The sequence below is a fragment of the Proteiniphilum saccharofermentans genome (assembly GCF_900095135.1).
In the GTDB taxonomy this organism is placed as follows: Bacteria; Bacteroidota; Bacteroidia; order Bacteroidales; family Dysgonomonadaceae; genus Proteiniphilum; species Proteiniphilum saccharofermentans.
The window spans coordinates 2,344,132-2,368,290 of record NZ_LT605205.1; the positions used below are offsets into that span (position 1 = coordinate 2,344,132).

The window sequence follows — 24,159 nt, forward strand, 5'->3', positions numbered from 1 at the left end:
AAGGTAGTGCTTTTACAGATACCTCCAAACACAAAAAAGCCGGAACTGAATTGTCCCGGCCTCTTGACAGATTTTTTATTTTAAAACCTATACCCTAAAGTGAGTAATCCTCTGACAGAATTGTTCTTTAGGGAAAAGGGAGCTGCATCTACTTCCAGCGTTCCATTACTTGAATAAAAATTGGGGAAAGGATAAAGATCATCTTTTTGGGTTTTATAGACAATCGCCATATCGAGATAGAAATTTCTATTGAAACGGTATCCTAATCCTCCGGTATAGTAATGGGTGTCGCCCTCTATACGGTGTATGGTGCTTGAACCTGCCACAACGGCATTACCAAATTCAACCAGGTCTGCATGATAGGGATTTTGCATCCATGCATATCCCAACCGTCCGGAGAACTGGGGTGTGAAACGGTATTCCATTCCCACTTTCACTGTCGACGCCAGTTTGTGATCCTGGGAAATAATATCATTATGACCATCGTACCATGTTGGATCATCTAAAGAGTTGGAAGGAAGCCTTAACTTCATCTTACTGTAATCCACCAATTCGTAATCCAGACTGGCAATAAAACTACTACCCAGTACGGTTGCCACACTGGCAACTATTTTCCCGGGTGTTTTCAGATCGTAATCATTCTGGAAAACAGCCGAGCCGAAGCCTCCCTCCTCATAATCCACATGGGAGGGTAGATAGTATTTGATATCTTCTTCCATTTCCGCCCCGTATGTCTCCGACAGTGCATACCAGGTAGGTGTATGCCATGCCAGTCCGATCCGCAGAGAGTTCACCGGCCGGTAGATTGCCCCGATTTTGGCACCTACGCCCGCCCCTTTGACTGTCATCTCGTTGTTTAACGTATACCCGCCATTATGGACATCTCCATCATAGAAATCTTCCAAATAATGGGAGACAAGACTGTAGTATACATTCTTGACAGAAAGTGAGACACCGAGATTCAACACATTATTGAGAGTGGTTCCCACTGTGAAATCATAATTATCTATATAACCTCGTTCATACGTTTCGATTTGACCGACCGGTATATCTCCTCTGGTATCCAGCGGAACAAGATTTGTACCGCTTTGATCGGGGTGAAGAAGGAAGGCGTTACGTCCCAATACCGGCAACCATGGTTGCGATAAGAAGGGGTCATACTTATCTTTAATCCACACCAAATCGTCCGGACTCTTGATATTCCCGCTCGACAAATTGGCCTGATAGTCATTGTAAATATAATCGACCAAGGTACCCTGAGAATCTCCCACTCCCAACACATTTTTATCGAACGATTTCGACCGGTTATAAGTGAATCCAAAATTGATCAGCGGCATCACGTCGTTTCTCAACGGGAAATAACCTACAAATCCAATATTATCCAGATTAAAACTGGTTTTATTGGATTTTATATCTCCCACAACTGATCCCTCTTTCATCCAATTCATTGTCCCCGCCACTTCAGAACTGCGGTACACCGCTATGCCGGCAGGGTTAATGGAGACACCGGTCAGGTCTCCTCCCAAGGCGCCAAAGGCTCCCCCCATCGACATAGCCCGGGCAGTGCCATAGAGATCTTCCCGGGAAAAGCGCAAAGCATCAATCTCACTCTGCGAAAAGAGAGGCACCGTTAACATGAAAAATGAAAAAAGGATATAAGTGATCTTCTTCATAATGATTTATCATTTAATTATTTGACCCTGTTATCTGCGACCACTGCTCGAGCGTCCGCTACTTCCACCGGAGCTACTCCCACTGCTGCCTCCGCCAATAGAACCGGAGGAAGAGCTGCTTCTGCTGGGAGCGGAATAGGTTGAAGAACTCCTGCTCGTCGAACTACTTCTCGATGGGGTTGAATAGCTATTATTACTCCTGCTGGGAGTGGTACTCTGGTAAGAACGCGATGGCGTGGATGTACTTCTCTGATAAGTAGAACTACTTCTTGATGGAGTCGCCGCATCTCTTTCGTAAGTCCTTGTTGAACTTCTTCCACTGTTATACGTACCTGTCGACCGGGTAGATGTAGATTGTGTAGACCGGTTGATCGCACTTGATCTCGAGCTGGCAGATGACGAACGGTTAATCACATTTCCATTCCTGGAGTCATATACCCTACCCGAATTATCAATGATCCTGGTTCTTGGAGCAGTAGAAGCACTCCTGCTGCTTATCGAAGAACTGCTTCTTCCGGAAACAGCACTTCTTGAGGAAGCGGTTGAACTTCTTCCGGATATGGCGCTACGGGTGGTGCCACTGCTTGCCCTTCTGCCCGAAACGTTTGCCATAGAGGACGTTCCTCTGTTGGTAGTGACAGCGCTTCTCCTGTAAGTACCTGCATTCCTTCCGGTCCGGTTATGGGTCAGGCTGCTGTAATATCCGTCATAAAAACCGTGATAGTAGCCACTACCGCCCCAATAACCGCCATAATACCAGGGGTCGTACCAACCGCCATAATACCAAGGAGAGTACCATCCGCTGTAGTACCAGGGGCTATGCCAACCATAATACCAGGGAGAGTACCACCTGCTGTAGTACCAGGGGCTGCCCCAGCCATACCAGCTGCCATAACCGTAGTACCACGGATTATACCAGGAGTCATACCAGGGATAATAGTAAGAACCCCATCCCATACCAAAGTATATATTGGTGTTTCCTCCGCGGTTGTTATAATTCTCATACAGGTCATCGTCCACATACACAATCACCTCATCCGCACCGGTGATCTTGATGCTCGATTCAGGGTCATGAAACCGCACGATCCGGTCGGTATAAGTATAATCCTCATAATTATTTTGTTCCTGTTCACTGACAGTGTCATCGGCTAAATCGTTGCTGCTACCGCGACGATTATATTCGTCGACGTCCCTGCCGTTAGCAGTCACCTCCATGTTCGATGCGTCACCCTGCACGATCACCACTTTTTTCTTTTGTGGCTCTTCGGCTTTCTTCTGAACCTTTACCGGTTCTTTTTGGGTAGGATCGGCATAGATATCATCCCATTCCTGGGCGAAACCGAACAACGGTACAGCGACCAGCAAAACCGTAAGTAAGTTTTTTATAGTCTTCATAGTCTCTCCCTCTTTCTTTATATTTGTTTGTAAATAATTTTATCTGTCATCATTTATGACTCAGAAACTTCGGAAAAGTTTAAATAAAGAACGACTAAAGTTTGTCTACCCCTCCCTGTCCTAAACACACTTCCTAAGCACACTGGCACACAAATATAACAATTATCACACAATAAAGATGTATAGGGTTACAAAACGCTGCATCCGGTTTGGTTAAAAAAACAAAACCACCGTTTTGGTCACACTGATATTTGCAGGCCGTCATATGCCAGTAAGACGTGATCCGGAAGTTCCCTTTCCAAATCCGCATGCATGCCTATTTCATGGCTCATATGGGTCAGATAAGATGTTGTAGGCTTCACCATGTCTATTATTTTCAATGCCTGGTCCAATGTTTGGTGTGAAATATGTTCTGTCTTCCTGAGTGCGCTGATGACCAGTGTATCTATACCCTCCAATTTTTTCAGTTCGGTTTCCTCCATCGTCTTTACATCAGTCAGATATGCAAAATTCCGTATCCGGAATCCCAGGATAGGCAGCCTGTAGTGCATTACCCGGATAGGGGTTACTGTTACCGTTCCTATCTGAAAATCCTCGTCTGCACTGATCCTCCTGACAGCAAGATTAGGGACTCCACTGTATTTATATCCTGAGAAACAGTAGGGTAATCTTTCCCTGAGGGCATTCTCCAACCTCTCCTCCATATAGAGATCTACCGGACCGAAAACAGAAAAGGGCCGCAAGTCATCAATTCCTCCCACATGGTCATAATGCTCATGGGTAAGGAGGATGCCATCTATTTTTTCGAACGGAAAAGCCAATACCTGTTGCCTGAAATCGGGTGAACAATCGATCATAAGCACTTTCCCATCGATCTCAATCCTCACCGATGTCCGGAGTCTCCTGTCCCTTGGGTCTGTCGACTTGCAGACTTCACATCCGCATCCGAGTTGCGGGACACCGGTAGAAGTACCCGTACCCAGAAATATCACTTTCATATCACAATTTTAAGAAAAAAGCCGCCACATTCTCAGAAATGGGCAGCTTTCGATTTGTATATTATATTAATTCAATACAAGCAGAAGTGAATATAAATAAGATATAGATCAATACTCTCTTTCCAGAATCCAAAGATCATTGAAAGGTACTCCGTAGGTTCTTCTCAAGTATTCGGTATCACCTTTGGCAGAATATGTACGATAAATTTCATCTCGTTTGGCTGCTGCTTGTGCTCTATCATCGTAGCTGGCAACGATCACGCGATACATTCCTTGCTCATTCTGCGCCAGGATCACTGAATGCCCTTCGTTCTCCATCCGGCCTTTTAATGATTCGGCATTCAATTTCACGCTCAGTGAGGCAATTACCACACTATATTTTCTCAATCCCGCAGCATCGGTCGGGTAAACCGCTTCCACCTTCTCTTTTCTTACGGAAACTTCTACGGGAGGAAGGGGGCTGGCATCTTTCACCACTGTGGTGGGCTGAGATGCAGTTTGTTGCATTTCTCTCTCTTTGGCTGCTTCATACACCTGTTTATAAGCACTTTGCTTGGGTTTGCAGGATACCCCGATAAGCAGCAGGGTTACTAAAACCAACGCGTAATGGAATTTTTTCATGCCTGTTCACTTGTTTATTAAATTGTTTACTTTTGATCAACTCTCAACGCTTTCGTTAAGCAGGAGCAGCACAAATTTACTTGTTTTGCCGAGCATAGAAAACGACTCATGTAATTGAATCCGCCATTCGTTTGTATTATAACGGAATCTTGCAGCAAAGATAATAAAGATGACTATGATTGTACCTTTGTGTATGTGAAAATAAATTAAATCACTCTTCAGCGATACGCTTTAACCGGACTGGTTTGGGGCTGATGTCAAAAGGCTTTCCCTCCTCAATAGCAGCAATAATTACCGTATCCCTGAAATTGGTCTGCGGATCGGGAACAAAGTGTACTTCCCATTCCCCCTCTTTCAAACCTATAAACTGGAACATAAGCATCTGGTCTCCAAGTTTCTCTCTCTCGGGAAAAGTAAAAAAGGTATCTGTATCCTGTATGACTTTCACATACGGATTGGCATCAAGAGGTGCTACATAACCTTTTAATTTTCCTCCATAGACCTCCGGAAAAGCCCTCGCCACAGGATAGAGCCAATAGTCGCCCTCTTCCGTGGTCAGGACGGAAAGGGAGGCATTCAGGTCGATGACCATATTGGAAATCGTGTTGAGCCGCATTTCCATACTGACGGCATCGATCACCAGCCCATCCTCTAAATCAGGGTGTATACTCAGCGGTATGGTCTTAATGGAATCGGTTATAACTACCATACGATTGTCGTTACCGAACTTCAGTTTAATCTGTTGTAATTCCTTACCTGCAGGAACATATTGGTCTACCAGTTGTATCATTTTTCCGTTCCTTAACGTCAAAACGTCATATGTTTTTCCGGAAAATTCAAGAGTATACCACTCTCCCTCATGCATAGCGGTATCTACCAGAAAAACCGATATCTCACTGATGTCTACGTAAAACTCCTTCATGGCCACCGAGGCTGCATCTGTCAACTTGAGACGTAGACGGGAAGAATTGACACTGGGATCCTCATCTTCACATGCCTGCCCCAGAAATAAGAGCACTGCAATGAGAACTATATATCGAAAAATCCTGTAATACATATTATTAACGTCTGTTTAATGATACATCAACCGCAAAATTACATAAATCCGCATCGCATACGTCACAAAAAACAATTAATTTTCATGAATTCCTTAAAAACAAATTGTTTTTATATCTGTTATATTTAATATGGGAAGGTGGGAAGGTGGGAAAGTGGGAAAGTGAAATTCCTGGACTTGTTCACTTTTAAGTTCAAGCTTCTTAGTCCTTAGTTCTCAATTCTAGTATAAACAAACATAAATAATTTTATGACGAAAACTAACACATTCCTCATTTTTATCTCCTTTCTGATAATCTTTTTTGGTATATCATGTAATCAACAGAATAAAAAGAATGAAGAGAAAAGCGTTTCTCAATCTGCAATCGAAGATTCAAATACTCCACCGCATCCATCTCCTGAAGAGTTATTCGACCGCCTGTTGGCTTCCTTCGGCGACGATTGGATGGAAAGAGAAGCCGACCCCACTCTTTATCCTGAATATTACGGCGGGGCTTTTATCAATAGCAACGGCATCTTTGTGGTTGCGGTAACCGGTAACAGCGAGGAATACAAAAAACGTCTGGCAGAGATACTCGGTACAGATAACTTTAAGATGGAGACTGTGCAATATTCCTACCGTCAGATGATGCGGGTGATGGACAGCATAGATGCGTTCCTGATGAATAGTGCTATTCCTGAAGACCATCCGTTGATGAATCGTTTTGCCGGTGCCTATCCCGATGTGATGGAAAATCGCGTAAAAGTGCTTCTCACAAAAGTGGACGATGCTACTACCCGGCTTTTCCGGAAAGATGTAGTAAATTCCCCCCTCCTGATATTCGAACAGGGAGAATTACCGGGATCAATGTAGAAAAGAACAATGTTTTAACGGTAGGCCAAAACCGATGCTTGGATCCAAGTATCCCGGCTCTGAGATCTTTCATTTGATGACCTAACTTAGTATAATAAAAATATTATGTCATGAAAAAATCAACTAGATTCTTCGCATCAATGGTAGCTATTCTTTTCGCTACAGCCCTTCTGGCACAGGATGCGTCTTACACTTACGAAAATGTTTCCAATGACCCGATCAACACGCGTATTTATACGCTGGACAACGGACTGAAAGTGTATATGAGTGTGAACAAAGAAACACCTCGCATACAAACCTTTATTGCTGTCCGTGTAGGTGGTAAAAATGATCCTGCCGAAACAACTGGCCTGGCTCATTATTTTGAACATCTGATGTTTAAAGGAACTGACAAGTTCGGTACATTGAATTATGAGAAAGAAAAGCCGTTGCTCGACGAAATCGAACGCCTCTTCGAAGTATATCGCAATACCACGGATGAAGATGCACGTACGGCTATTTACCAGCAAATAGACAGTGTTTCATACGAAGCATCAAAACTGGCTATTCCCAACGAGTATGATAAACTGATGTCGGCTATCGGGGCCACGGGAACCAATGCCTACACCGGTTTCGATATGACGGTCTACACAGACGACATTCCATCGAACCAGGTGGAGAACTGGGCGAAGATACAGGCGGAACGTTTCCAGAATAATGTGATCCGGGGATTCCATACCGAACTCGAAACCGTGTATGAAGAGAAAAACATGTCGCTTACGCAAGACGGTCGTAAAGTCTATGAAAAAATGCTGGCAACGCTCTTCCCCCACCACCCTTATGGCACACAAACAGTGCTGGGATCGCAGGAACACTTGAAAAATCCTTCCATTACCAATATCAAGGAGTATTACAAAACCTACTATGTACCCAATAACATGGCTATCTGCCTTGCCGGTGATTTCGATCCTGATGGGATGATAAGAGTCATCGATGCCCATTTTGGAAATATGGAACCGAATGATAATCTGCCTCCTCTACCGGTTACTGAACAGGAAGAGCTCACAAAGCCCGTATCGGTGGAAGTCCTCGGCCTGGAAGCCGCCAACATTTCGTTGGGTTGGCGCTTCCCCGGATCGTCAAGCCAGGAGAAAGACCTGCTCGACATCATCAGCCTGATCATGAACAACGGACAAGCCGGCCTTGTCGACCTGAACCTGATCCAACAACAGAAAGTGCTCTCAGCCTATGCCGGGCTTTACAGCATGAGCGATTACTGCGCATTTGTCATGGGTGCCAATCCCAAACAGGGACAGACGCTGGAGGAAGCCCGCGACTTGCTTCTCGGACAGATTGATAAGCTGAAGAAAGGAGAATTTTCTGAAGAACTTATTTCTGCATCGGTCAACAACCTGAAGTTAAGCCAGATGCGGCGAATAGAGAGTAATGCGGGGCGTGCCAACTGGTTCGTGAATACTTTCATCAACGGGCTGGACTGGAAAGACCAGGTCGACCGTTTAGACCGTCTCGCACGGATCACGAAACAAGATGTGGTTAATTTTGCCAATGCCTATTTTAAAGAGAATTACGCTGTGATCTACAAACGTGAAGGCAAGGACCCCAACGAGCTGAAGATCGCCAAGCCGCAGATCACCCCTATCGTGATGAACCGCGATGCCCGCAGTGAGTTTCTACTCGGGATACAACAGGCAGAGGTGGAACCTATCGAACCGGTATTTCTCGATTTTGAAAAAGACCTGAAGAAACTGAAAGCCAAATCGGATATCCCCGTACTGTATAAACAAAATGTGAACAACGGCCTTTTCAGCCTGATCTACGTCTTCGATATGGGTAACAATACCGATAAAGCTATCGGTACTGCGTTCGAATACATGAGATATCTCGGCACCTCGACCAAGTCGCCGGAAGAGATCAAAACGGCATTTTACAACCTGGCATGTTCTTTCGGGGTATATCCGGGCAGCGAGCGGGTATATGTTATGCTTAGCGGATTAGCAGAGAACATGGACAAGGCACTGGAACTCTTTGAAGAATTGCTTGCCGATGCACAGGTGAATCCCGAAGCCTATGCCAACCTGACTGAAGATATCCTGAAAAAGCGTAACGACGCAAAACTGAATCAGGGGCAGAACTTCAACAAATTATTGCAATATGCCATCTGGGGAGCGGATTCACCCGACAAAAATATCCTTTCTGAGACAGAGCTCAATACCATGGATCCCGAAGAGCTGGTGGCAAGGATCAGGCAACTCAATCATTTTGAGCATCGTATCCTCTATTACGGGCCGGACAGCGATGACCAATTCCTTACCACACTCAATAGATTGCACCGCGTTCCCGCTACCCTGACCCCCGTACCGGAAGATAACCGCTTCAAACAGGAACCGGTAAAGGAGAACAAGGTATACCTTGCCAAATACGACGCCAAACAGATATATATGGCAATGGTGGCCAATGACGGGGTTGTATATGATCCGACGATCGAACCTACCCGGGAGATGTACAATGAATACTTCAGCGGCAACATGAACTCCATTGTATTTCAGGAAATGCGGGAGTCGCGTGGCCTTGCCTATTCGGCTTATGCTTACCTGATGCCTCCCTCGAAACTGAACCGCCCCTATATCTTACGGGCTTTTATTGCTACGCAGAACGATAAGATGGACGATGCTCTGAAAGCATTTCACCAGATACTAAACGATATGCCCGAATCGGAAAATGCCTTTAATCTGGCAAAGGACGGACTCATCACCCGCCTGCGTACCGATCGTATTATTAAGGAAAATATACTCTGGGCATATATCAACGCGCAGGATCTCGGATTAAATACCGACAGGCGCAAAGAACTGTTTAAACAGGCACAGGACATGACACTTTCCGATGTGAAAGCATTCCAGGAAAAATGGGTGAAGGACAGAACCTATTCTTACTGTATTCTGGGCAACGAAGAAGACCTCGACCTGCAACAACTCGAGACCTATGGGCCTATCATACGGCTTTCGCAGGAGGATATTTTCGGGTATTGACAATTTGCCTTAATGGTAAAATCAGGGGCTGTCCTGACGGGCAACCCCTGATTCCCTAAAAAATAATCAACATAATCTTTACATAATTTTTTCTTATCTTAGCCACAGCCTGTTCCCTTATTGTAAATTCACCCCAAATCCGGTTTTTATATCGAAATTGTTATCCAGAAAGAAACTCTCCGGCATATACCCTTTGGTTTATAATCATATCCTACAAAGAGTGAAAAATTATTGCTGACAGAGGCAGGAGACCAGGTTCCTGTCGCCATAGGCATTGTCCACACGCGCAACATTCACCCAGAACTTGTTCTCGGCTACGAACGGTAGCGGATAGGCTGCTTTACTACGCGGATATGCATGATCCCAGTCGTCCGCCGTAACCTCATACTGCGGATGTGGTGCATTCACCAACACATTGTCTTCCGCTGTATACTCACCACGCGACACCTCTATGATCTCTTCGTGGATCTGGTTCATCACAGACACGAAACGGTCCAACTCGGCCAGGCTCTCACTTTCAGTCGGTTCTATCATCAGTGTCCCATGTACGGGGAAAGAGAGCGTAGGGGCATGATAACCGTAATCGATCAGACGCTTGGCTATATCGGTCTCGGTAATGCCGGATACCTCTTTCAGGCTACGGCACTCAAGGATAAGTTCATGTCCTACTCTGCCTCTGGCACCACGATATACAATACCATAAGAGTCCTTCAGTTTCTCCGCCACATAATTCGCGCTAAGGATAGCGGCTTCAGTAGCTTCTTTCAGTCCTTCAGCTCCCATCATACGGATATAGGCATAGGTGATTTCTGTCACACCCGCACTACCGTAAGCCGCTCCCGAAACAGTATTTTTGTCGGTCGACATAGTCACCGGATGTCCGGGCAGGAAAGGTACAAGATGTTCGGCCACGCAGATAGGCCCTACGCCGGGACCTCCTCCTCCATGAGGGATGGCGAACGTTTTGTGCAGGTTGAGATGGCATACATCAGCGCCGATAGTACCGGGATTGGTCAACCCCACCTGCGCATTCATATTGGCGCCGTCCATATAGACCTGTCCGCCCGCTTCGTGTATCAGGCGGCACATCTCCCTGATTTCTGTCTCGAAGATGCCGTGCGTCGACGGATAGGTGATCATATAGGCTGCCAGGTTCTCCCTGTACTGCTCTACCTTGACCCGCAGATCACCCATATCGACATTCCCGTTGGCATCGCTGGCAACCGTTACCGGCTTGAATCCGGCCTGTACTGCACTGGCGGGATTGGTTCCATGCGCCGATGCCGGGATAAGCACCACCTTGCGATGCCCTTCACCGTTACTCTCAAGGTAACTGGCAATAGTGATCAGCCCCGCGTATTCACCTGCTGCCCCCGAATTGGGTTGGAGGCTGGTTGCGGCAAATCCTGTGATCTCCGCCAACATCTCTTCCAGTTCAGTGATCATTTGCGTATATCCTGACACCTGTTCTAAGGGTGCAAACGGATGAATACGCTGAAATCCCGCAAGTCCCAACGGTAGCAATTCAGAAGCCGCATTCAGTTTCATGGTACATGAGCCAAGCGAGATCATGGAATGTGCCAGTGAGATATCTTTCCGTTCGAGCCGCTTGATATAACGCATCAGCTCTGTCTCAGTATGATAGCTGTTGAAAGTGGGATGAGCAAGGAAACCGGATTTCCTGAGTTGAGATTCCTTCAAACCGCTCTTTACGGGCAACTCTTCGAGCAAATACTCTTTCGAACTGCCTGCAGTCATGGCGAATGCGGCCAACAATTCATGTACCCGGTACACATTAGTGGTCTCGTCGATGCTGATTCCCACTTCACCGCTTTCGAAGTAACGCAGGTTGATATGGCGCATCTCCGTATTATCACGGATATCCTGCATAGATATACCTTCCGGCAAACTGATCTTAAGCGTATCGAAATAGCTGTTGTTTAATTGCTTATACCCCATCCCCTTTAATTCCTCACTCACATGGGTGGCGATGGAATGTATACGGCGGGCAATATTCCTGAGTCCTTCCGGGCCATGATAGACCGCATAGAATGAAGACATGGTAGCCAGCAAAGCCTGCGCCGTACAAATATTGGAGGTGGCTTTTTCACGCTTGATATGCTGCTCGCGTGTCTGCAGTGCCATACGAAGCGCTTCCCTGCCATACGCATCTTTGGAAATGCCTATGATACGTCCCGGCATGGAGCGTTTGTACTCATCACGAGTAGCGAAGAATGCGGCGGACGGTCCTCCGTAAAACATAGGGATACCGAAACGCTGGCTGCTTCCGAAAGCAATGTCGGCCCCCCATTCACCCGGAGGGGTGAGTATTGCCAATGCCATCAGATCGGTAGCCACAGCCACTTTGCATTCAGCCTTATGCGCCCTTTCAGTGAAGTCGGTATAATCCTCCACATTCCCGTTACCATTGGGATATTGGATGATTGCTCCAAAGAATGGCTTATCGAAAGTAACAGTTTTATAATCACCGACAACAACCTCTATTCCTGCATAATACATTCTCGTCTTAAGCACTGCCAATGTTTGGGGAAAGGTATTCTCATCCACAAACAGCGTTTCAACTCCGTTTTTCACTTGTTCACGGCTACGAAGACCATACATCATGGTGGCCGCCTCAGCAGCGGCGGTAGCCTCGTCCAACAGGGAACTGTTGGCCAGCGGCAGTGCGGTAAGTTCGCTCACCACCGTTTGGAAGTTTAGCAATGCCTCCAGACGTCCCTGTGAAATCTCAGCCTGATAAGGGGTATAAGAAGTGTACCATACCGGATTTTCAAAGACATTACGGTAGATCACTGCGGGAGTAACGGTATCATACCACCCCATTCCGATATAGGAAGTATAGATATCATTCAGAGATGCAATATGGGCTATCTCTTCGGCATATTCCTGCTCCGACAATGCTTTCGGCAAAGAAAGAGGCTCCTTCAAACGGATATCTGACGGAATTGTCTGGTCGATCAGCTCATCCATGGAAGAAAGATCGATTGCTTCGAGCATTTTCTGTTTATCGGCCTCGGCAATACCGATATGTCGGTTTTTAAATTGTTCCATTTTTATCATAACACGCGCTATGGGTAAATTACTTATTATTAATCTTTTTTTCTCTTCGGGAGATGTGGAAAAACTCCACATACAAACTCAACCGGGAATCCATCGTACGAACCGGCTATAATTTATTGCCCGACGAAGGGATTATTCTTTTTCTCAAATCCAATGGTAGTGGCAGGGCCGTGTCCAGAATAAACCACTGTATTGTTGGGGAGAGTAAACATCTTGGTTTCTATGCTGTTTACCAAATCCTCATAGCTTCCCCTCGGTAGGTCTGTCCTCCCTACACCGGAATAAAAGAGCAAATCCCCACCGAATACACAACCCTCTGTTTCATGATAGAATGCCACACTGCCGGGCGAATGTCCCGGGGTATGAAATACCCTAAGCGATTGATTTCCGAAAGCAACTATATCCCCTTCATTCAGATAATTACCGATCTCCGGCTTAAAATCTGCATTGCTACCGGGCAGCCCGAAAACTTGCATTTGGCCGGCTATATCTTCCAACAGGAAGAGATCGTCGGGATGGCATTGCACCCTAACATCGAATTGAGAGGCGAGCAGATTAACCCCAAAGATATGGTCAAAATGCAGGTGCGTGTTCAGTATATGCCTCACTTTAAGATTATTACTTCTAAGGTAACTGAGTAAGAGTTCCTTTTCTTCAGAATAAAAAGGAGCCGGATCGATTACCACACACTCCCTGGTCTCGTCGGATAATACATAAGTATTCACTCCCAACGGATTAAATTCAAATGTTTTTATATTCATGCTTATATGTTCTTTGCTGGGAAAGTCAGCGCCCCTTCCCGTGATAATTTCATTTAGCACAAAAATAACGCTTTCTTTTGGATTAACAGAAAATTACAGACCTATAAAGTTGCCCGAAATTACCCTTAACTTAACGGCAGATAGACCAGCTTTTTTGTCTGAAAAAAAGGTTCGGAGAAGTAATCTGAAAGAGATACCAGCTCAGCGGCCTTCCGGTAAGGATGCAACTCAGCCGAAAGATCCCCCCCCTTCAGGCAAATAATTCCATTGGGTAAAGCGTTGATCTGTTCCCGTGAGATATTTTTACGGGAAATCCTGACCAGTTCGGGCAGAGGCATTACCGCCCTGCTCACAATAAAATGGTATTTCCTTTTTTCCTCTTCGACCCGGGCATGCACTGTTTCTACGTTCTTCAATCCTATTGTTTCGGATATCTCTTTCGCAACCTTCACTTTCTTTCCGATACTGTCAAGCAGTACAAACTGCACTTCGGGAAAGAAAATAGCCAACGGAATACCGGGAAAGCCTCCACCCGTGCCTACATCCATAATGGTAGATCCCGGGGTAAAACGGATATACCGGGCAATAGCCAACGAGTGCAGTACGTGATGCGGATAGAGATTATGGATATCCTTGCGGGAAATTACATTGATTTTGGCATTCCAGTCGGAATAAAGATCAGGCAGTGCTTCAAACTGCTGTTTCTGCTTCTCAGTAAGCGACGGAAAATAGGTTTCGAGACTTTTCACTTTAAATCGGCTAATTTAGCTGCAACGCTGTTTTCCCTCAACAGGGGGAATATCATTTCATACGGGATAAATACCTGGGGAGCATCCAATTGATATGCCGAATATTCACCCTTGTTATATGTATAAATGATTCCTTTGTCGTCCAGCAGGAAATTCTGGTTAGGCACAATCTCCCTTACACCGAAAAAACCAAGATCCTCCAGTTCCTCCACGCTCCCGGCATTAGCCTGTTCCAATAAAGACGTGATAATCAGCCGCTGAAGGGCCGTATCATAGCCGGCGTTGAAAATATCATTCTCGGTAACCTGCCTGCCTGTATTCAGATTTAAAACATAATTACGGTAGGAGTCGTAAGAAGCCGCCCCACCCTTGTTATTGGATTGTTTCACCTGAAATGAAAGAACTTCATGATAATTGTAGACAATAGAATCAGAAATGCTCTCATAATAGGAATAGAAGAAATCTTCGGTGTAATGTTCGCTGTCGGAAACATCGATGCCGGAGATAAGGCTGTTCAGTTCACGGATTTCATCTGCGCTCTCCCGATATGTCCCTGCATCGGCGGTATAGTTCTCTATATAATTTCTTATATACGCCTGCACAGCGTCCGGAGGGGACAAAGTATCATACGGTGCACCAAAAGTATTCCTGATAAAGAACTGTTGTAACATATCCAGGTTCATTTTACCACTGCTGACAGGATAAATAAAATCCACTTCTATATTACAATAAGGATTTGCCGTATCCCCGTCGAGATGGTGCCGGGCAACCAGACTGACCGTATCGAACTCAACGTTATTCTCCGCCCTGAACATACTACGTCCACTCTGCTGGTTGCAGGAAATGAAAAACGACAGCGTTAGCATGAACAGCAAGACAACCGACATTCTATGATGTATCCCCATAACGAAAGACTTTACAATTATCGGTACAAAAATACATATTTTATCGGGAATCCTCCGCGTAGATCCCCACTTTTTAAAATAAATGAGGATACGTGCGATCCCGTACCCTCATCTATACAACGAAAATTATCTATCGAAAATTTCACTATCAGTAAGCATGTCCGTCGGATTCCAGGTCATCCAGGCTCAGTTTCTTTTTCTCCAACGCCCTCCAGGCATAGAATATATAGGCAATCACGAACGGCACGAGAAGTGAAACTACCGCCATAGCCGAAAGCGTAAAATAGCTCGAAGAAGAGTTTTGCAGGGTAAGTGAACTCTGCAGATCAACCGATGAGGGATAATAGGCAGTATTGTTATAACCGGCCACCAGCAGAAGCATAGTCACAGTCACGATAGCACCTGCACCGGCGAACCAGACTCCTTTCTTAAACCCTTTATTGAAAACCGTATTGAAAATACCATACAGGACAGACAATACTCCCAGCACAAAGAGTACCAATACGATCGGCATCTCGATGAAATTATGAAGGTATTTCATCTTCTCCATATATATCACTTTTGTTTCTGGATTGACAGCATAACCTTCAGCGACCAGCGTCCAGATCAAAAAGACAAGGAAGAAAACCACAAAAGGTACCCCATTATACAAAGTAAATTTGCGCGATCTCGCTTCGAGTACTTCATGGTCGAGCCGGTTTACAAAAAAGAGGCTTGCCATGGTACGGGCAAGGAAGAGTACCGCCAACCCGAGACTCAGATTTCTTACATCTGCCAACAGCTCAAGCCCGTGAAGCGGGTTCTGCCACTGGCTGATGGTAAAGCCTGAGGCACCCAGCCCGGCAATATTGCCTTTACCCACGGTAAACTCTGACCCGGTGAAGAAAGAGGAGACCACCACACCTAACAAAAATGTGCCCAACACACCATTCAGGAACAGGAATGCGCGATAGGTCTTCGGGCCAAAGATATTCCCCGGCTTGGACTGGTATTCATAGGATATAGCCTGCAATACGAAGCAGAAAAGTAGAATCATCCATGCCCAATAGGCACCTCCGAAGCTGGTCGAATAGAAGAGTGGAAACGATGCAAAAAAGGCACCCCCGAAAGTGACCAGCGTGGTAAAGGTATATTCCCATTTGCGTCCGAGTGCGTTGATCAGAAGCTTCTTCTCATCCTCTTTCTTCGAAAGGGAGTTCAACATGGACTGGCCTCCCTGCACAAACATCAGGAACACCAGTAATCCGCCAAGAAGCGACATTACAAACCACCAGTATTTTTGTAGAAAGTCGTATGTTATCATTGTTTTTATCTTTTAGTCTGTTTAACCATGTAACGGGATCAGGCCTCTTCCCCGGGAAGGGGATCCGGGCCTTTTTTGATCTGTTTTACCATAATAGCCGCTTCTGCGATTAACATTCCCGTAAACAATACCGTAAAAATGATAAAGGTAGTAATAATATTGCCCGGGGATACTGCGGACGCAGCCAGTTGTACCGGAAGAATATCCTGGATAGTCCATGGCTGGCGGCCCACTTCTGCCACTATCCATCCTGCCTGGCCGGCGATAAAGGGCAGAGGTATACTCCACAATGCCACATATAGCAACCATTTTGTGTCACGCAAATCTTTCTTGTAGATAAAATAGAGAAGGATCGCGAAGAACAGGATAGAATAAAGTCCTATGACCACCATCAAGTGGAAAGTATAGAATGTAAGAGGTACATCGGGTACCAGATCTTTCCCTGTTTCGAGGTAACCGTAACCGAAATGCGCATAATTCTCCCTGAGAATAATCTCATGATTGGCTGCATCGGCATCACGTCCTTCCGCTATGGCGGTCTGATAATCGGCCAGTGCCTGGATAGCTTTTTCTCCCCGGGCTTTTCTCTCTTCAAAAGAGAGGGCGGTAGTTCCGTCCTGAAGGGTATAGCCTCCATCTACAATATCTTTGATCCCGGGTACGAAAGCGTTCAGGTTCCTGTATCCAAGGAACGATAACAGTTTAGGTATCTCCAACTTAAAAATATAAGAATCCACTCCATCGTCATACGATTGTTTGGCTGGATTCAACATTCCTATTGCCACCAAACCGGCACCCTCTTTCCCTTCATAAAGACCCTCCATGGCGGCCAGCTTCATCGGCTGCTTCTGTGACACTTCATAGGCGGAGCCGTCACCGGTAACTGCCAGCATCACAAAAGCGACCACCCCTACTATGCCTCCTACCTTTGCACTTTTCAGGGCAAAATCTATATGCCGTTTTTTCAACAGGTACCACGCAGAGACGCCTGCCACAAAACCGGCTCCGATTGCCCATCCGGAGAAGATGGCATGCAGGAATTTATTATATGCTACCGGCGAAAGGACTACAGCCCAGAAATCAACCATTTCATTCCGTACTGTCTCGGGATTAAACTCCATTCCGACAGGATATTGCATCCAGGCATTGGCCACCAGAATCCAGAATGCCGACAACGTAGCCCCGGCAAACACTAACCAAGTGGAGGCAAGATGCATTTTCTTGCTTACCCTGTTCCATCCAAAGAACATGACAGAGATAAATGTGGCTTCCATAAAGAAAGCAACGATCCCTTCAATGGCAAGGGGAGCTCCAAAGATATCCCCCACGAACCAACTGTAATTCGACCAGTTGGTACCGAACTGGAACTCCAGGATAATACCTGTAGCCACTCCAATCGCAAAGTTGATACCGAAGATTTTTTGCCAGAACTTGGTAACTTGTTTCCATTTTTCATCTCCCGTCCTCACATACATGGTTTCCATGAGGGCCATAATAAGTGCCAACCCAATAGTGAGCGGGACAAATATCCAGTGATAGCCGGCAGTAAGAGCGAATTGAGCTCTCGACCAATTGACTGTAGACACACTTAATAGATCCATAAATTTTGAATATTTAATCTTAATTATTCCATTGACAGCGTCTTTCCATAGCGTTTACCACGCATTATTTACAACGCCTTTTGTGATTTTTAAATAAATTTCCCCTATTTCCTTTTTTCATGCGGTGGGATATACCAAGACCGCCAGGCAATATGTGAACCTAAGCCTGCCCTATCCCACCTATGGGCGGCAAGAAACCAGGATCGCCCTGAATCCTGATCGACCCGTTCTGCTGCTCAAATTTATCGATATTATCTTTCAATGCCATCAGTAACCTCTTCGCATGTTCAGGCGTGAGTATGATTCTCGATTTGACTTTCGCTTTAGGCACACCCGGGACAATACGGACAAAATCAACAACAAATTCCGACGAGGAATGCGATATAATTGCCAGATTGGAGTAAATCCCCTGTGCAATTTCATCACTTAATTCAATCTGTATTTCGTTGTTCTTATTGAAATTTTCCATTATTTGACTGTGAATTTAATAACTCTGGCACATAATATGACCGTTTGGATACGTAGAAATGCAGTGTATGCCTGATTATCAAACAAACAGTGCTTTTCTTTGAACTATTAAAATAGTTTAAACAAAGAAACTTAATTTTCTCCAATCTACAAAAGAAAAGGAGAAAATTCTTTCCTTTTGTAGATCTATTCATCAACTACAGATTAGCTAAATACCATATTGAGGAATTATCGGAATAATTTCCTATTTTCAGGACAGAAGATATTCTGTATTCCTTATAATTCCAATGGCGTGTAAGGCAAATCCAGCGAGTCGGCCACATTTTTAAACACCACATCCCCTTTTATTATATTCAATCCGTAGCGTAAATCCTGATATTGCCTGCAAGCTCCTTCCCATCCCATCTCAACAAGCTTTATCACATAAGGCAGCGTGGCATTGGTAAGTGCGCGTGTAGATGTAATGGGAACGGCTCCGGGCATATTGGCAACACAATAGTGAACGATGCCATCCACATCAAAAACTGGATCGGCATGTGTGGTAGGATGTGTAGTTTCGAAACATCCGCCCTGATCTACGGAAACATCTACCATTACCGTGCCTGGCTCCATTTCTTTGAGCATTTCCCGCTTTACCAGGTGCGGAGCCCTGGCACCCACCAATAAGGTAGCACCGATCACCAAGTCGGCGGTTTTGATCGACTCCGCAATCGACATCTCTGTGGAGTAAAGGGTATCTACGTTTGGAGGAAGGATTTCCGACAAATACCGAAGACGGTTCAGGTTAATATCGAGTAGTTTTATATTTGCTCCCAATCCGGCAGCCATCAGGGCGGCATTATGTCCGACCACTCCACCACCGATGATCACTACTTCGGCCGGTTTCACGCCAGGTACGCCCCCTAGCAAAATACCCTTGCCACCCTGCGGCTTTTCCAGATATTTGGCACCCTCCTGGACAGATAAACGGCCGGCCACCTCGCTCATGGGTGTAAGCAACGGCAGTGACCCGTCTTTGTCATTCATTACCGTTTCATAGGCAATGCAGACAGCTCCGCTCGAAATCATGGCTTCAGTGAGTTTTTTGTCGGATGCAAAGTGAAAATAGGTAAATACCACCTGATCCCTTTTTATCAGATGATATTCGCTTTCTATCGGTTCTTTCACTTTCACGATCACATCCGCAATCCCATACACATCTTCAATACGGTCAAGGATGACAGCTCCGGCTTTTACATAGCTCTCATCCGACAGGTTACTTTTGATGCCGGCGCCTTTCTGCACGTAAACTTTGTGTCCTCGACCGGTAAGTTCCAAAACACCATCAGGCGTCATGGCTATTCTTCCTTCTTTGACTTTAATTTCTTTGGGTATTCCTACGATCATAATAATAAAATTATAAAAATTATAAGTTGTTGTAAAATAATATTAGAATCAGGTGATAAATAATTGCAACGGTATTAATTCTGAGTGATCTGTTATAATATGATAGTTTCATATGACTAAAATTATTTATTTTCAATGGTGTCATATGACAATTGAGCGAAGCGAAATCGCCGACTTCCATTAAAAATCTTAACTGTAGGCAACTCGCTTTTAATCATGATCTTTGGTGAAATCATTTTCATGCTCGTTTCATATGCAAAAATAAAAAGAAAAAATAAATCTACAATCTATTCAAACGGATTTATGAATGGATCGATTTGTCTTTTTTCACGGTTGAATAATCATTTTTAATGACTCTTTCGCATAAAAATTTCTTTCATTACGGATTATATCGTATTTTTGTGACAATATTTCAGATTTTTCAATCTATAATAAATAAAATAAATAATTAGAACAATGGTAAGTTATAAAGAATTGGGTCTTGTAAACTCAAGAGAGCTGTTTAAGAAAGCAGTAGACGGCGGCTATGCTATTCCTGCTTTCAATTTCAACAACATGGAACAACTTCAGGCTATTATTTCGGCCTGTGTTGAAACAAAGTCTCCTGTAATCCTGCAGGTATCGAGCGGCGCACGTAAATACGCCAATCAGACATTATTGCGTTACATGGCTCAGGGGGCCGTACAATATGCAAAAGAACTGGGATATGAAATTCCTATCGTGCTCCATCTCGACCATGGCGACAGCTTTGAGCTTTGCAAGGATTGTATAGAGAGTGGTTTCTCTTCTGTGATGATCGACGGATCACATCTTCCTTATGAAGAAAACATCGCCCTGACAAAGAAAGTGGTTGAGTATGCCCACCAACACGATGTAACCGTGGAAGGAGAACTCGGCGTATTGGCAGGTATTGAAGACGATGTACAGGCAGAACACCATACTTATACCGAACCCGATGAAGTAGTGGATTTTGTGACACGTACCGGTGTTGACTCTTTGGCCATCTCCATAGGTACTTCACACGGTGCTTTCAAGTTCACTCCTGAACAATGCACCCGCAACGAACATGGTGTACTGGTTCCGCCCCCATTGCGTTTCGATATCCTCGAAGAAATTGAAAAACGGATCCCCGGATTCCCCATCGTTCTCCACGGATCTTCTTCCGTTCCCCAGCAATATGTGGAAACTATCAACAAATACGGAGGAAAACTGGACGATTCAATCGGTATCCCGGAAGAACAATTGCGCAAAGCTGCCAAATCGGCTGTTTGCAAGATCAATATCGACTCCGACGGACGTCTGGCCATGACTGCAGCCGTACGTGAAGTGTTTGCTACCAAACCGGCTGAATTTGACCCGCGTAAATACCTCGGCCCGGCACGTGAAGAGTTGAAGAAACTCTATATGCACAAGACTGAAAGTGTATTGGGAAGCGCCGGAAAAGCGTGACCATACAGAGATAACATAATTTGAAAAGAGGGTAAATCCACACCGTGGATTCTACCCTCTTTCACTTTACCACTTAACACCATCCGGGCATCTACCCACTCAGGTACTTTATCACCTTCCCACCTCCAATTACCGACCGGAAAGCGCTGCCACTTTCTCGTTAAAGGCAGTTTCTTTAAGCAGGTCATCCAGGGAGATATGCATCCTGTAACGCCAGTAGTGCTCCGGATTTGCTGGTATATTGATCCGCTCGGTGGCAATATCGGGATTACGCAGTTTTTCATCGATAGACAGCCAGTCCTGCAACGGCAGGATTACCCACATGGCCGACGAACGGAGATGACGTTCAATGATCTGCCGGCAGATAGTAATATTACACTCAGCCGGAGCAACTCCTTCATGATGCAATACTTCGTTGTAATAGCGCTGGGTAAGTTCCCGGTTTTCAGTCCACCACAGACGAAGGGGCGACATGTCATGCGTGGAAGTAGTACATACCGACAGATAAGGCAACCGCTGTAGATCGGTGAAAGTGGCGAATGGGTCTTTTGGCATCCGCTCGATCTCCAAACTCAACATCTGCAATTCATGCATCACCGACGGTACACAGTCGGGAACCATACCTAAATCCTCTCCACAGGCCATCATCCTGGTGGATGAGATAAGTACCGGTAATTTCTTCATTGCCTCTTCACGCCAGAAATAGTTATGCCGGTGATAATAAAATTCGTCATACAGGCGATTGAACGCCTCCTTTACGTGGGTGTCAAGATAGCGATATGAATGAGTATATTGCACCGTAATACGCGGATGATACCGGTGATGATCCTGCGGATCACGCACGAAGAGCACTTCTGCGCACAAAGACATAAGCCCGTCGCATATCCTCCTGCTCTTTTCATCCTTTTTATTATCAAACAGTTGTTTAACTTTTCTTTGGGTATTGCAGTGTGATTTCAATTTAAACCGCTGCCACCCTGTTATTTCAAGGTATTCCCTCTTCACTTCTTCGGTATGCTCCCCAAAAATATCCGCCAGAAAGTGTTCATGAATAAACGGTTGTACCATCCGTTCCTCATCAAAGGGGATTCCCGCACGATTGATCTCTTCTATCCAAAAAGGCAGGGCAGGCCTAAAGTGCCCAAGCGACCCCTGCACGGCGTCGAGCGGTATTTCCCAGATACGGAAAAAACCCAGGATATGGTCTATCCTGTAGGCATCGAAATAATCTGCCATCTTGCGGAAGCGGTTTACCCACCAGGCATAACCGTCCTTTTCCATCATCTGCCAGTTATATGTGGGGAAACCCCAGTTCTGGCCGAAGAATGAGAAATCATCGGGTGGAGCACCGCTTTGGGTATCCATATGATAGAGGTCAGGGGCTACCCATGCGTCTATGCTGTTACGGCTGATACCGATGGGGATATCTCCTTTTAGTGCCACTCCCCTTTCATTGGCGTATACTTTCACGCCGGAGAATTGCTGATGAAGCAGGTATTGCAGGAAAGCCCAGAATTGTGTCTCCACTCTGGCTTCGGCATCGGTATCGACCATCTCCTTCAATGCCGTACCATTGTAAGAGGCATAGTCCCCCCACTCCCTGAAATCGGCACAGCCATACTTATCACGCAGGAAGCAATAACACATATAGGGGAAAAGCCATGATTCATTCTTTTTATAAAAAGCAATATAACCTTCCGATACGAGAACCTCCTCCCCCTCTTGCTGAAAGAGTTCCCGGCTATAGCGGGTCTTTAGCGACAATACTTTTTCGTAATCCAGGTCGGGCAAGCTGTTCAACTCTTTTGCCTCTTTCAGGAAAGCATTCTGTTTTTTCTTCACTTTCAACGGGTAATCACTGCAGCCAAGATATATGGGATGGAGGGCATAGGCTGAAATAGCACTATAAGGATATGAGTCTCGCCAGGTTTTAGTGGCTGTGGTATCATTCACGGGTAACAACTGGATCAGCTGCTGCCGGGTGAGTGCTGCCCAGTCGACCATCTTGCGCAGATCGGCGAAGTCACCTACACCAAAGCTGTCGCCAGTCCTCAGGGAGAAGACAGGAATAGCCGTACCTGTACCCCGATAAGTAAATCCCTGATAATGAAAGAGCAACCCCATTTCCACCTGTACAGTGTTTCCCCGATGTGCTGCCGTTGCTGTTAACAGGCGATTTATACCATCTTCCCAGTGTACCGCCTCACCGCTTTTTTTATCTACGATTACAAATTTATATTCACTCTTTGCAGGCAGTTTTTTTGCATCAAGCATTATTTGCCACTCCCCTTCATCGATATAAGAGAGCGGTTTCGCCAACTTCAAATCCCATACACCCAGTTCCTGGCATTCACCTGTGATCATCAATGACTGATCGCCGGAGACATAAGGACAGATCACATTCAACAAGAGAGTATGAGGATAATATTTTGAAGGGAGTGGCTTTCTTTCATGCCTGAAAACAGTATCTGTAAAAACTGTGGAATAAAGATAGGAATGATATGATTTATTCTTCCAAAGATCATTGATAATGAATTCTCTCCGCCCCTTTGTAATATGGATCTTGCGGTTATTCCCCCATTCACGGCGAATGGTATATCCTCCTTTTCTGATGAAATAGTAGTAGCCAATATCTGTTGCCTCTTCAATATCCACTGCAGCAGACCAGTTGCCTCCATCAGCATCAAGCGTGATCGCCCGGTCTTCATTTAAATCCCCAAGTTCCGGAGTATTCCCGCAAAGACAAACCTGTTCACCCCATGCGGTATGATAATTCATTGTAAATATAAGGTGTGCCATTAGCCAATATCTGTTAACTATTTATGGTTGACAAG

Annotated in this window: 17 protein-coding genes; 3 read left to right on the top strand and 14 right to left on the bottom strand. The window is 45.3% G+C overall.

Features of this window, described 5'->3' with window-relative positions; genetic code table 11:
- Positions 1-80: 80 nt before the first annotated feature.
- The 5 genes from PSM36_RS09190 to PSM36_RS09210 all read right to left on the bottom strand — a co-directional run bounded on the left by PSM36_RS09190 (position 81) and on the right by PSM36_RS09210 (position 5,744).
- Entirely contained in the window at positions 81-1,673 is a 1,593-nt protein-coding gene (locus PSM36_RS09190; protein ID WP_076930659.1) for an OmpP1/FadL family transporter, read from the bottom strand.
- Between the two features lie 30 nt (positions 1,674-1,703).
- A complete protein-coding gene (locus tag PSM36_RS09195) occupies positions 1,704-3,068 on the bottom strand; it encodes a hypothetical protein (protein WP_076930660.1) in 1,365 nt (454 codons plus the stop codon).
- A gap of 239 nt (positions 3,069-3,307) precedes the next feature.
- Positions 3,308-4,066, bottom strand: a complete 759-nt coding sequence (locus tag PSM36_RS09200) for an MBL fold metallo-hydrolase (protein ID WP_076930661.1) — start codon at positions 4,064-4,066, stop codon at positions 3,308-3,310.
- Positions 4,067-4,174: 108 nt separating this feature from the next.
- Positions 4,175-4,687: an SPOR domain-containing protein gene (locus PSM36_RS09205; protein ID WP_076930662.1), complete on the bottom strand. Its 513-nt coding sequence runs from the start codon at positions 4,685-4,687 to the stop codon at positions 4,175-4,177.
- A gap of 211 nt (positions 4,688-4,898) precedes the next feature.
- The gene (locus tag PSM36_RS09210) at positions 4,899-5,744 is read right to left on the bottom strand and encodes a DUF4382 domain-containing protein (RefSeq protein ID WP_076930663.1); all 846 of its coding nucleotides are present in this window, start codon (positions 5,742-5,744) and stop codon (positions 4,899-4,901) included.
- Between the two features lie 249 nt (positions 5,745-5,993).
- On the opposite strand from PSM36_RS09210, the gene PSM36_RS09215 reads away from it, so the two are divergent.
- Together PSM36_RS09215 and PSM36_RS09220 are read left to right on the top strand one after the other, a co-directional pair.
- Positions 5,994-6,596, top strand: coding sequence for a hypothetical protein (locus PSM36_RS09215; RefSeq protein WP_076930664.1), 603 nt, complete (start codon positions 5,994-5,996; stop codon positions 6,594-6,596).
- Between the two features lie 110 nt (positions 6,597-6,706).
- On the top strand, positions 6,707-9,622 hold the full coding sequence (locus tag PSM36_RS09220) for a M16 family metallopeptidase (RefSeq protein ID WP_076930665.1): 2,916 nt from the start codon (positions 6,707-6,709) through the stop codon (positions 9,620-9,622).
- Positions 9,623-9,850: 228 nt separating this feature from the next.
- Here PSM36_RS09220 and gcvP read toward each other — a convergent pair whose 3' ends face one another.
- The 8 genes from gcvP to ald form a co-directional block, all read right to left on the bottom strand.
- Positions 9,851-12,700 carry an aminomethyl-transferring glycine dehydrogenase gene (gene gcvP, locus PSM36_RS09225; protein WP_161947592.1) on the bottom strand — a complete coding sequence of 950 codons (2,850 nt, stop codon included), beginning with the start codon at positions 12,698-12,700 and terminating at the stop codon, positions 9,851-9,853.
- A 116-nt stretch (positions 12,701-12,816) separates the two neighbouring features.
- Positions 12,817-13,464 (bottom strand): MBL fold metallo-hydrolase, encoded by a 648-nt coding sequence (locus PSM36_RS09230; RefSeq protein ID WP_076932157.1) that lies wholly within the window; start codon positions 13,462-13,464, stop codon positions 12,817-12,819.
- 125 nt (positions 13,465-13,589) lie between these two features.
- Complete coding sequence (gene rsmG / locus PSM36_RS09235; protein ID WP_394333055.1) at positions 13,590-14,228, bottom strand: 16S rRNA (guanine(527)-N(7))-methyltransferase RsmG; 639 nt, start codon at positions 14,226-14,228, stop codon at positions 13,590-13,592.
- The gene (locus PSM36_RS09240; protein WP_083710996.1) at positions 14,210-15,118 is read right to left on the bottom strand and encodes an RsiV family protein; all 909 of its coding nucleotides are present in this window, start codon (positions 15,116-15,118) and stop codon (positions 14,210-14,212) included. Before PSM36_RS09240 ends, rsmG begins: the two co-directional genes overlap by 19 nt.
- A gap of 148 nt (positions 15,119-15,266) precedes the next feature.
- Positions 15,267-16,421: a cytochrome d ubiquinol oxidase subunit II gene (cydB, locus tag PSM36_RS09245; RefSeq protein WP_076930669.1), complete on the bottom strand. Its 1,155-nt coding sequence runs from the start codon at positions 16,419-16,421 to the stop codon at positions 15,267-15,269.
- A gap of 38 nt (positions 16,422-16,459) precedes the next feature.
- Positions 16,460-18,022, bottom strand: a complete 1,563-nt coding sequence (locus tag PSM36_RS09250; protein WP_076930670.1) for a cytochrome ubiquinol oxidase subunit I — start codon at positions 18,020-18,022, stop codon at positions 16,460-16,462.
- A gap of 160 nt (positions 18,023-18,182) precedes the next feature.
- A complete protein-coding gene (locus tag PSM36_RS09255) occupies positions 18,183-18,491 on the bottom strand; it encodes a DUF3467 domain-containing protein (RefSeq protein WP_076930671.1) in 309 nt (102 codons plus the stop codon).
- 275 nt (positions 18,492-18,766) lie between these two features.
- Complete coding sequence (gene ald / locus PSM36_RS09260) at positions 18,767-19,876, bottom strand: alanine dehydrogenase (RefSeq protein ID WP_076930672.1); 1,110 nt, start codon at positions 19,874-19,876, stop codon at positions 18,767-18,769.
- A gap of 456 nt (positions 19,877-20,332) precedes the next feature.
- Here ald and PSM36_RS09265 point away from each other — a divergent pair, with 456 nt between their 5' ends.
- The gene (locus PSM36_RS09265) at positions 20,333-21,325 is read left to right on the top strand and encodes a class II fructose-bisphosphate aldolase (RefSeq protein WP_076930673.1); all 993 of its coding nucleotides are present in this window, start codon (positions 20,333-20,335) and stop codon (positions 21,323-21,325) included.
- 129 nt (positions 21,326-21,454) lie between these two features.
- Here the strand turns inward: PSM36_RS09265 and PSM36_RS09270 are convergent, their stop codons facing one another.
- Positions 21,455-24,124: a 4-alpha-glucanotransferase gene (locus PSM36_RS09270; RefSeq protein WP_076930674.1), complete on the bottom strand. Its 2,670-nt coding sequence runs from the start codon at positions 24,122-24,124 to the stop codon at positions 21,455-21,457.
- Positions 24,125-24,159: the final 35 nt, after the last annotated feature.

Bases quoted from the DNA above. Each gene is read 5' to 3' on its own strand.
- PSM36_RS09190 (WP_076930659.1), bottom strand. From the start codon at position 1,673: ATGAAGAAGATCACTTATATCCTTTTTTCATTTTTCATGTTAACGGTG.
- PSM36_RS09195 (WP_076930660.1), bottom strand. From the start codon at position 3,068: ATGAAGACTATAAAAAACTTACTTACGGTTTTGCTGGTCGCTGTACCG.
- PSM36_RS09200 (WP_076930661.1), bottom strand. From the start codon at position 4,066: ATGAAAGTGATATTTCTGGGTACGGGTACTTCTACCGGTGTCCCGCAA.
- PSM36_RS09205 (WP_076930662.1), bottom strand. From the start codon at position 4,687: ATGAAAAAATTCCATTACGCGTTGGTTTTAGTAACCCTGCTGCTTATC.
- PSM36_RS09210 (WP_076930663.1), bottom strand. From the start codon at position 5,744: ATGTATTACAGGATTTTTCGATATATAGTTCTCATTGCAGTGCTCTTA.
- PSM36_RS09215 (WP_076930664.1), top strand. From the start codon at position 5,994: ATGACGAAAACTAACACATTCCTCATTTTTATCTCCTTTCTGATAATC.
- PSM36_RS09220 (WP_076930665.1), top strand. From the start codon at position 6,707: ATGAAAAAATCAACTAGATTCTTCGCATCAATGGTAGCTATTCTTTTC.
- PSM36_RS09230 (WP_076932157.1), bottom strand. From the start codon at position 13,464: ATGAATATAAAAACATTTGAATTTAATCCGTTGGGAGTGAATACTTAT.
- PSM36_RS09240 (WP_083710996.1), bottom strand. From the start codon at position 15,118: ATGGGGATACATCATAGAATGTCGGTTGTCTTGCTGTTCATGCTAACG.
- cydB (WP_076930669.1), bottom strand. From the start codon at position 16,421: ATGATAACATACGACTTTCTACAAAAATACTGGTGGTTTGTAATGTCG.
- PSM36_RS09250 (WP_076930670.1), bottom strand. From the start codon at position 18,022: ATGGATCTATTAAGTGTGTCTACAGTCAATTGGTCGAGAGCTCAATTC.
- PSM36_RS09255 (WP_076930671.1), bottom strand. From the start codon at position 18,491: ATGGAAAATTTCAATAAGAACAACGAAATACAGATTGAATTAAGTGAT.
- ald (WP_076930672.1), bottom strand. From the start codon at position 19,876: ATGATCGTAGGAATACCCAAAGAAATTAAAGTCAAAGAAGGAAGAATA.
- PSM36_RS09265 (WP_076930673.1), top strand. From the start codon at position 20,333: ATGGTAAGTTATAAAGAATTGGGTCTTGTAAACTCAAGAGAGCTGTTT.
- PSM36_RS09270 (WP_076930674.1), bottom strand. From the start codon at position 24,124: ATGGCACACCTTATATTTACAATGAATTATCATACCGCATGGGGTGAA.